Annotated in this window: 10 protein-coding genes; 7 read left to right on the plus strand and 3 right to left on the minus strand. The window is 70.8% G+C overall.

The annotated features are described in order from the left end of the window. On the minus strand, positions 1–310 hold a 310-nt coding region (locus Q7W29_05245; protein ID MDO9171222.1), incomplete at its 3' end, for a hypothetical protein. A gap of 76 nt (positions 311–386) precedes the next feature. On the opposite strand from Q7W29_05245, the gene Q7W29_05250 reads away from it, so the two are divergent. Then, positions 387–2138, plus strand: coding sequence for a LamG-like jellyroll fold domain-containing protein (locus tag Q7W29_05250; GenBank protein MDO9171223.1), 1752 nt, complete (start codon positions 387–389; stop codon positions 2136–2138). Here the strand turns inward: Q7W29_05250 and Q7W29_05255 are convergent. Further along, complete coding sequence (locus Q7W29_05255) at positions 2131–2511, minus strand: PIN domain-containing protein (GenBank protein MDO9171224.1); 381 nt, start codon at positions 2509–2511, stop codon at positions 2131–2133. The two genes, Q7W29_05250 and Q7W29_05255, sit on opposite strands and share 8 nt — an antisense overlap. Next, positions 2508–2735 carry a type II toxin-antitoxin system VapB family antitoxin gene (locus tag Q7W29_05260; protein ID MDO9171225.1) on the minus strand — a complete coding sequence of 76 codons (228 nt, stop codon included), beginning with the start codon at positions 2733–2735 and terminating at the stop codon, positions 2508–2510. The genes Q7W29_05255 and Q7W29_05260 overlap by 4 nt, the downstream gene beginning before the upstream one ends. Before the next feature lie 155 nt (positions 2736–2890). Here Q7W29_05260 and Q7W29_05265 point away from each other — a divergent pair, with 155 nt between their 5' ends. From Q7W29_05265 to Q7W29_05290, 6 genes are all read left to right on the plus strand, one after another. After that, positions 2891–3214 (plus strand): iron-sulfur cluster assembly accessory protein, encoded by a 324-nt coding sequence (locus Q7W29_05265; protein MDO9171226.1) that lies wholly within the window; start codon positions 2891–2893, stop codon positions 3212–3214. 191 nt (positions 3215–3405) lie between these two features. Continuing rightward, positions 3406–4092: a cytochrome c3 family protein gene (locus Q7W29_05270; GenBank protein MDO9171227.1), complete on the plus strand. Its 687-nt coding sequence runs from the start codon at positions 3406–3408 to the stop codon at positions 4090–4092. Further along, a complete protein-coding gene (locus Q7W29_05275) occupies positions 4080–7121 on the plus strand; it encodes a TAT-variant-translocated molybdopterin oxidoreductase (GenBank protein ID MDO9171228.1) in 3042 nt (1013 codons plus the stop codon). Before Q7W29_05270 ends, Q7W29_05275 begins: the two co-directional genes overlap by 13 nt. After that, positions 7102–8547: an NrfD/PsrC family molybdoenzyme membrane anchor subunit gene (gene nrfD / locus Q7W29_05280; GenBank protein MDO9171229.1), complete on the plus strand. Its 1446-nt coding sequence runs from the start codon at positions 7102–7104 to the stop codon at positions 8545–8547. Before Q7W29_05275 ends, nrfD begins: the two co-directional genes overlap by 20 nt. A gap of 14 nt (positions 8548–8561) precedes the next feature. Continuing rightward, positions 8562–9107 (plus strand): DUF3341 domain-containing protein, encoded by a 546-nt coding sequence (locus tag Q7W29_05285; protein ID MDO9171230.1) that lies wholly within the window; start codon positions 8562–8564, stop codon positions 9105–9107. A 3-nt stretch (positions 9108–9110) separates the two neighbouring features. Further along, on the plus strand, positions 9111–9752 hold a 642-nt coding region (locus tag Q7W29_05290; GenBank protein MDO9171231.1), incomplete at its 3' end, for a cytochrome c.

A 9752-nucleotide genomic window follows, 5' to 3' on the forward strand; every position in this document is an offset into this window, starting at 1 on the left:
CCAGGACGGCGACCCGGTCGTGGCGGGAAAACGTCGCGAGCAGTTTGGCGTTCGGGTTGATCAGCGAGCGACGGACGCCGCGGGGCCGCGAGGCCGCCACGGCGGCCCGCCACTTCTCGTACCTCACGACGTGCCAGCCCGTGCGCGCCAGGCGGGCGGGGTCCGGCGCCGCCGCCGTCCAGGTCATGGCGGTCGGCCCACTCGACAACGTCATGTCCCGAATCGAGTTGCCGCGGCCATCGTCCGGGGCGGTCCTCTCGGTCTCGCCGTCGTGCCTGCGCGGGCGCACCGTGCCGTCCATCCAGGTCATCGTTTCTCCACCCGCCGACGAATTGATTTGATATCATGAACGACGGACTTCATCCCCCAGCCTGCGAGGTCGTCCCATGCCCGCATCCAAGCGCCGTGCCAACCGGATCCTTGCCTTCGCGTTGCTGACGATCCCCTTGGCCGCCGCCGTGCCGGCCCGCGCCGTCATCGTGGCCCACTGGCGATTCGACGAGCCGGCTGGCACGAGCATCGCGGTCGACGAGACCGGTGGGTACGGGGGCACGCTGCTCGGCACGGCGACCTTCGGCGCCCCTGGCGTCCCCGGCGCCGCGGGCGGCGCGCTGGAACTCGGTTTCGGCGGCGGCGGCGCCGTCGACATGGGCGACGTGCTCGCGTTCGGCGACGAGGACTTCTCGCTGGCGATGTGGGTCAGGACCCTGCCGGGGGCGGCGGGCGTGATGTACCCGGTGAGTAAGCACGTGTCGGGCTACGGCGGCTACCTGGTCGGTCTCAACAACGACGCCTACTACGGCGCGCCGGGGAAGGCCTGGTTCTTCGACCTCGGATCGCCCGGCGAGCAGGCCTTCTCGACCACGGACGTCAACGACGGTCAGTGGCACCAGATCGTCTGCACTTACCAGCAGGGCGGCCTGCTGGGCATCTACGTCGACGGCACGCCGCGCGAGGACCTGCATGACGGGCCGTCGAACCTGCCGACCTCGGCGCGGTTCATCGTCGGCGGCATCGATGCGGGGGGCGTGAGCCCTTGGTTCCAGGGCTGGATCGACGACGTCCAAGTCTATGACCACACGCTCAAGCCCCACCAGATCGACTATCTCTACGCGCACCCGACGTACGTCTTCATCGACGAGATCCTGCCCGTCACCGCCGGCCTGCGGCTCTGGCTGCGGGCCGACGAGGCCGTGGCCGACGGCGACCAGCAGCCCGTCGCGATCTGGGCCGACCGCTCCGGGCAGGCCCTGCACGTCACGCAAGCCGACCCCGCGGCGCAGCCGCGTTTCATCGAACGGGCGGAGTGCTGCAACCCGGCGGTCCGCTTCGACGGGAACGACTTCCTGATCCGTGAAGGTGTCGCCGGTTCGTCCCTGACGTCGACGGACGCGGCGACCGTGTACGTCATGGCGCGGCAGGACGGCGCGGACATCTACAACACGGTCCTGGGCTGGGGCTACGGCGACAACCGGCTCTTCGTGCACTACACGTGGGGCGGCTGGCTGGTCTTCCAGCACGGGCCGCCCACGGGAGCCGGCGGCCTCGGTTCCTGGGCGCCGCCGGCGGGATGGGACGACGCCATCCATCTGGTGGAGCTCAGGCGCGAGGCCGGCCTCTTCTCCTGCCTGATCGACGGCGCGGACCAGGGCGACCAGGCCACGATCGGCGCACCGAACCCGGCGGCGGTCCAGTCGCTGCTGATCGGGTCGGACGCCTACCGCCTCAACGACATGACCGGCGACGTCTTCGAGATCCTGGTCTACGACCGCGCCCTGTCGCCCGCGGAGCGACTGGCGGTGCGGGACTACTTCGAACAGCGGTACTCCCCGACCCTGGTCGGCGTGGAGACGCCGTCGCCGACGCGGCCTGCGCTCGCGGTCGCGCCCAACCCGTTCAACCCGCGCACGGTCGTCACCTTCGAGTTGCCGCAGGCGGGGGAGGTGTCCGTCGCGGTGCACGACGTCCAGGGCAGGCTGGTCCGACGGCTCGCCGCCGGCGGCCACGAGGCCGGCCGGCACGAACTCGTCTGGGACGGGCGCGACGATCGCGGTCGCGCCGTGGGCGCGGGCGTCTACCTGGTGCGGCTGTCCGCGCCGCAGGGCGACGCCGCGACGCGCGTCGTGCTGATCAAGTAGTTCGCGGGTCCGGCGACGAGCCGTCCAGGCCCAGGTCCGCGGCCGCGCGCGCCAGCGCGCGGTCGCGCGTCCAAAGGCGGCAGCCGGTCAGCAGCGCCGCGGCCAGCAGCTGCGCGTCGATCCAGCCGAGGCCGCGGCCGTGCAGGCCCCGGCGCTCGATCAGCTCCAGGGTCTCGCGATCGTCGGCCGTCGCGGCGACCGGCAGCGCCTTCATCAACGCGAGCGTTTCGTCGCGAAGCCGCAGCCCGCCACACGCCAGTTCCCCGATCACGCTGGGATGCGTCAACACGGCGCCGTCCTCGAGGAGGGCCGCGAGCGCGCGATCGTGTCGACGCAGGTGGTCGATCCAGACGGAAGTGTCCACCAGGGTCACGATCGTCCTGCCCGCTCGTCCGGATCCGGCTCCGGGGATGCGCGGCGCCTGGGCGTCTGCGCGAGCGACGGGTCGCTGCCGCCGAGTCGCGCCAGGCGGCGCGCGCTCTCGCGAGCGATCAGGGCCTCCAGACCCAGGCGGACCAGCGAGGTCTTCTCGGTCTCACCGGTCAGCCGAGAGGCCTGATCCAGCAGCCGGTCGTCGATGTTCAGGGTCGTTCTCATGTGCATGAGTATGTATGTCTGATGCATCGACGTCAAGACACGGCTCATCCGCCTCCGAACCTGTTGCTGGAACCGTGCCATGGGCTTATCAATGATGACGATAATCAATCGCACAATCCGGCCGCTCTCGCGGCCTTGCTCCGGAGGACAACCTCATGATCAACCTCACCGAGAATGCCCAGCAGGAACTCAAGCGCCTGGCCACCCGCGACGGTCTGAACGCCCCGGTCGTCGTGCTGGGCGTCGACAGCGGCGGCTGCTCGGGCTTCAGCTACCGCATGGGTATGGACACGCGCGTCCAGGACGGGTACCAGTCGTTCACGTACGAGGGCCTGACCGTGGCCTGCGCGCCGGACGCCTTGCCGTTCTTCAAGGACATGGAGATCGACTTCTCGAAGGACCTCATCGGCGGCGGTTTCAAGTTCCGCAATCCGAACGCCAAGGGCACCTGCAGTTGCGGGACGTCGTTCCGCGTTTGAAGCGGATTTCGGAGGCCCGTTGACCAAGAAGTTGCCTTGACGGGTCGTTATTTGTTTGCCCTAATCGGACTGATCCGATAGCATTTCCGTCGCTTGCGCCGGGTCGTCCCGGCTCGTCCCATGCAGAAAATGAAATTGCGCCGCCAAACACGGCGGCCCCACGCCTTCGGGCGGAACGCGGGAGCAGCCCTTTGGATTCCCAGCAGAAGGACCCCCGGCAGGGCGGGCACGATCCTTTCCGGTTTCCGAAATGGGCCAACACGATCCGCCTCCCGGTCACCCTGGCGGCGGCGCTGGCACCCCTCTACATCCTCGGCCTGCTGTACCTGCTCTTCTCGCCGGGAGCGACGAGCGTGGGCTACCGGCCGGAGCAGCCGGTGCCCTACAGCCACCAGATGCACGCCGGGCAGCTCGGCATCGACTGCCGGTACTGCCACACGGGCGTGGAGACGGGCGCGGCCGCGACCCTGCCGCCGACCTCGGTCTGCATGAACTGCCACGCCACGGTGCGGGCGCAGAGCGAGAAGCTGCAGCTCGTGCGCGAGAGCTTCGCGACCGGGATGCCCATCCCCTGGGTCCGCGTCCACGACCTGCCCGACTTCGTCTACTTCGACCACAGCGCCCACGTGCGGCGCGGCGTCGGCTGCGAGAGCTGCCACGGCCGCATCGACAAGATGGAAGTCGTGCGCCAGGTCGCCGGCCTGAACATGGCCTGGTGCCTGGGGTGCCACCGCGATCCCGTCCCGCACCTGCGTCCCGAGGACGCGGTGACGGTCATGGGCTACGTGCCCGACGAGCCCCAGCTCGAGCTGGGGCGCCGGTTGCGCGACGCCCGCCACATCACTCCGAAGACGGATTGCTCGACATGTCATCGATGAACCAGAACGGCCTCGACCACAACTACTGGCGCAGCCTGCAGGAGCTGGCGGACGAGCCCGAGTTCCGCCGCTTCCTGGAGGGCGAGTTCCCCGAGCCCGCCGAGGTGCCGACCGACGCGATGTCGCGGCGGCGCTTCCTGCAGGTCATGGGGGCGTCGGTGGCCATGGCCAGCCTCGTCGGCTGCCGCTGGCCGCAGGAGACCATCGTGCCGTTCGCGAGCCGGCCCGAGGGGACGACGCCCGGCACGGCGCGCCGCTACGCGACGGTCATGGAACTGGCCGGCGCGGTCGGCCCGCTGCTGGTGACCAGCTTCGACGGCCGCCCGATCAAGGTCGAGGGCAACCCCGAACACCCGCTGAGCGGGGGCGCCTGCGACCTGTTCGCGCAGGCCGGGCTGCTCGAGCTGTACGATCCCGACCGCAGCCGCTACGTGCTGGAGCGCGTGGGCGGTCACCCCCGCCGCCGCTCCCACGGCGAGGGGGAGTCCGCGGCCGCGGCCGCCTTCGCGGCGTTGCGCGCCCGCCGGGGCGCCGGGCTGGCGGTCCTGACCGAGGCCACGAGTTCGCCCACGTTCGCGGCGCTGCGCGCGCGCGTGCGGGACGAGCTGCCCGAGGCCGCCTGGTACGAGTACGAAGCGGTCTCGCGCGACAACGAGCGCCTCGGCACCGGTCTGGCCTTCGGGGAGGCGCGCCGCGTGCGCGTCGATGCCGGCAAGGCCCGCGTGCTGGCCTGCTTCGACGCCGACCTGCTGCTGGACCACCCGACGGCCCTGCGCAACGCGCGCGATTTCGCCGGCGGGCGCCGCGCCGAGGACGGCGCGATGAACCGCCTCTACGCCGTCGAGAGCGAGATGAGCCTCACCGGCGGCATGGCCGACCACCGCGTCGCGATGCCGAACCTGGAGATCCCGCACGCCCTCTACGGGCTGGCCGCCGAACTGGTGCTGGGCCGCGGCCTCGCCCTGCCGGCCGGTTACGAGGCCGTGCTGCCCGCGCTCGAGCACGCGCGCGCCGCGGGCCACGCGCCGGCCTGGATGGGCGCGCTGGCCGGCGACCTGCTCGCCCACCGCGGGGAATCGCTGATCGCGGTGGGCCCGCGCCAGCCCGACCACGTCCACGTGCTGGCGATCCTGCTGAACGAAGCCCTGGGCAACACCGGTCGCACCGTGAGCTACGGGCCCGACGACCAGCGCGGCCTGTCGCACGGCGCGGCCATCGCGACCCTGGCCGTGGCGATGGACAAGGGGCAGGTGCAGTCCCTGCTGATCCTGGGCGGCAATCCCGTCCACGACGCGCCCGCCGACCTGGACTTCGGCGGCCTGCTCGACAAGGTCGCCGATTCCTGGCACCTGTCGTTGTTCGTGGACGAGACCTCGCAGCGCTGCCGCTGGCACCTGCCGCGGGCGCACTGGCTCGAGTCCTGGCACGACGTGCGCGACCACGACGGCCGCTACGCGGTGGCCCAGCCGCTGATCGCGCCGCTGTACGACGGTCGGACGCCCGTGGAGCTGCTGTCGCTGCTGCTGGACGGCGTCCTGCGCCCGGCCCACGACCTCGTGCGCGCTACGGCCGCCGGCCAGCACGGCGCCGGCGACTGGGAGGCGCTTTTGCACCGCGGTTTCGCCGACGCGACGCCCGCGGAAGCCCCGGCGGTCCTCGACGGACGCGGCGTCGTCGCCGCGGTGCGCCGCGGCGGCCTGGCGAAGCCGCCGGCGATCGGCCGCGAGAACCTGGAGCTCGTGTTCGTGCGCGACCCGTCGCTGCACGACGGCCGCTTCGCCAACAACGCCTGGCTGCAGGAGCTGCCGGACTTCATGACCAAGCTGTCCTGGGACAACGCCGCGCTGTTCGGCGTGTCCACGGCCGAGGCGCTGGGCCTCGCCCACGGCGACCTCGTCGAGCTGGAGCTGGGCGGTCGCCGGCTTGAGGCCGCCGTCTACGTGCTGCCGGGTCACGCGCCCTGGTCGGTGAGCCTGAGCCTGGGCCACGGCCGCACGGCGGCGGGCAACGTCGGCAGCGGCACGGGTTTCCGCGCCTACGCGCTGCGCACGTCGGCGGCGCCCGACGCCGGCGCGGGCCTGAAGGTGGCGCGCACCGGCCGCAGCTACCCGCTGGCCACGACCCAGGACCACCACGCCATCGACGCGGTCGGCATGCGCGAGCGCGAGAAGCGCTCGCGGTCGCTGGTCGTCTCGGGCACCCTCGCCGAGTACCGCGAGCACCCGGAATTCGCGTCGCACCGCACGCACCACCCGCCGCTGGTCTCGCTGTGGCAGGAGCGCCCGCGCGAGGGCCACGCCTGGGGCATGACCGTCGACCTGAGCACCTGCATCGGCTGCAACGCCTGCGTCGTGGCCTGCCAGGCGGAGAACAACATCCCGGTCGTGGGCAAGGAGCAGGTGGGCAAAGGCCGCGAGATGCACTGGCTGCGCCTGGACCGCTACTTCCAGGGCGACCCGGACGCGCCCGCGGTCGCGCACCAGCCCGTCGCCTGCGTGCACTGCGAGCTGGCCCCCTGCGAGCAGGTCTGCCCGGTGGGCGCGACCATGCACAGCGAGGACGGCCTGAACGTCATGGCCTACAACCGCTGCGTGGGCACGCGCTACTGCTCGAACAACTGCCCCTACAAGGTGCGCCGCTTCAACTGGTTCAACTTCAACAGCGACATCCCGGACGTCCGCAAGATGGTCTACAACCCCGAGGTTTCCCTGCGCGCCCGCGGCGTCATGGAGAAGTGCACCTACTGCGTGCAGCGCATCGAGACGGCGAAGATCGACGCCAAGAACGAGGGCCGCCCGGTGCGCGACGGCGAGGTCGTCACGGCCTGCCAGCAGACCTGCCCGACGCAGGCCATCGCCTTCGGGGACCTCAACGACCCGCAGAGCCGCGTGGCGAAGCTGACGACCGGCGACCGCGCCTACCACCTGCTGGCGGAGCTCAACGTGAAGCCGCGCACGGCCTACCTGGCCCGGCTGCGCAACCCGAACCCCGAACTCGCGGAGAGCGCCGATGGGCACCCTGCTCACTAGGGACACGATCGACAACACGGCCCACGACCCGGCGCGGCCGCAGGAGCTGATCACCGGCGGCTACGACTTCACGACCCTGACCGACAAGGTCTGCGGGATCGTGGAGCGCCGCGGCGCGCCGCGCGCCTGGTGGGTGGCGCTGGGATTCATGGCCAGCCTCGCGGCGATGATGTTCGGCATGATCGGCTACCTGATCTACAAGGGCATCGGCATCTGGGGCGTGAACAACCCCGTGGGCTGGGGTTACGCGATCGTCAACTTCGTGTTCTGGGTCGGCATCGGCCATGCCGGCACGCTGATCTCGGCCATCCTGTACCTGCTGCGCCAGCAGTGGCGCACCAGCATCAACCGCTTCGCCGAGGCGATGACGATCTTCGCGGTGGTCTGCGCCGGCATCTTCCCGGGCATCCACGTCGGCCGCGTCTGGGTGGTGTGGTGGCTGTTCCCGCTGCCCAACTTCCAGGCCATGTGGCCCAACTTCCGCAGCCCCCTGCTGTGGGACGTGTTCGCGGTGGGCACCTACGCCACGGTGTCGCTGCTGTTCTGGTACACGGGCATGGTGCCCGACCTGGCGACCCTGCGCGACCGCGCCACGACGAAGGTCCGCCGGATCGCCTACGGCTTCTTCGCCCTGGGCTGGCGCGGCTCGAACCGCCACTGGCACCGCTACGAGAAGGCCTACCTGATCCTGGCCGGCCTGGCGACGCCGCTGGTGCTCTCGGTGCACTCGGTGGTGTCCTTCGACTTCGCGACCTCGCAGATCCCGGGCTGGCACACGACGATCTTCCCGCCCTACTTCGTGGCGGGCGCCATCTTCTCGGGCTTCGCCATGGTGATGACCTGCCTGATCCCGGCGCGCGAGTGGTACGGGCTGAAGAACATCGTGACGCTCTACCACCTCGAGACGATGGCCAAGATCATCCTGGCCACCGGCACCATGGTGGGCTACGCCTACGCCACCGAGTTCTTCATCGCCTGGTACGGCGGCAACCCCGCCGAGCAGTTCGCCTTCATCAACCGCGCCTTCGGCCCCTACGCCTGGGCCTACTGGATCATGGTCAGCTGCAACGTCATCTCGCCGCAGCTGTTCTGGTTCAAGAAGATCCGCACCAGCCCGGCCGCGCTGCTGGTCATCTGCATCTTCGTGAACATCGGCATGTGGTTCGAGCGCTTCGTGATCACGGTGACCTCGCTGAGCCGCGACTTCCTGCCCGCGGCCTGGGGCTACTACCGGCCGACGGTGTTCGACATCCTGACCTTCGTGGGCAGCTTCGGGCTGTTCTTCACGCTCGTGCTGCTGTTCATGCGGTTCTTGCCCATGATCGCCATGGCCGAGGTCAAGACCGTGATGCCGCAGAAGCACTGGGAAGACAAGGTGTCGCGTCCGGTGGGCGACTACCACGGGACCAACCCCGGGAACCGTTAGCAGAGCGAGGGGCGATGGCGACACGAGAGACGGACGGCCTCTACGGTTACCTCGCGGAGTTCCGCGAGCCGTGGGACCTGATCGACGCGGCCGCCAAGGTCCGCGACGCCGGCTACACCCGCTGGGACTGCCACACGCCGTTCCCGCTGCACGGGCTGGACGGCGCCATGGGGATCCGCGGCACGCGCCTGCCTTGGCTGGTGCTCTGCGGCGGCCTGACCGGGCTGACCCTGGCGCTGTTGATGCAGTGGTGGATGAACGCGCACGACTACCCGTTCCTGATCAGCGGCAAGCCCCTGTTCGGGCTGCCGGCGGCGGTCCCGGTCACCTTCGAGCTGACGGTGCTGCTGAGCGCGCTGACGACGTTCTTCGGGATGTGGGGGCTCAACCTGCTGCCGCAGCACCACCACCCCCTGTTCAACAGCGAGCGGTTCCGGCGCGCGACGTCCGACCGCTTCTTCATCTCGATCGAGGCGCGCGACCCCCTGTTCCGGGGCGAGGGCACGCGCGAGTTCCTGGCGGGCCTGGGCGCCGACGCCGTCGAGCCCGTGGAGGACTGACCGATGCCGAGAATCATGAAGTCCGCCGCCGTGGTGCTGACCCTGCTCGCGCTCATCCCGGTGCTGATGCTGGTCAAGGCCCGCGTCACCGACAGCGGCCGGCCGCGGCTGTCGCTCGTCTACGACATGGACGACCAGGCCAAGGTCAAGACCCAGCGGGCCGGCGCGCTGTTCGCCGACGGGCGCGCGATGCGGCCGCCGCCGGCGGGCGCCGTCGCCCGCGACGAGCTGGTGGGGCAGGACCGCCGCCGGGACGGGCGCGTCGACACGCTGTGGGTCGAGACCTTCCCCGCGCCGGTGACCGCGGCGACCCTCGAGCGCGGGCGCGAGCGCTTCGGCGTCTACTGCGCGCCCTGCCACGGGCTGGCCGGCAACGGCGACGGCATCGTCGCCAAGCGGGCCGAGGCCCTGATGGAGGGCACCTGGGTGCCGCCGTCGAATCTGGTCGACGCCGCGGTCCGCGCGCGGCCAGTCGGCCACCTCTACAACACGATCCGCTTCGGCATCCGCAAGATGCCGGCCTACGGATCCCAGATCGGCGTCGACGACCGCTGGGCGATCGTGGCCTACGTGCGCGCCCTGCAGGCCGCGCAGGCCGGCTCGCCGGCGGACCTGGCGCCCGCGGACCTGGCCGCGCTCGGCCCG

It is taken from the genome of bacterium (assembly GCA_030654305.1).
In the GTDB taxonomy this organism is placed as follows: Bacteria; Krumholzibacteriota; Krumholzibacteriia; order LZORAL124-64-63; family LZORAL124-64-63; genus PNOJ01.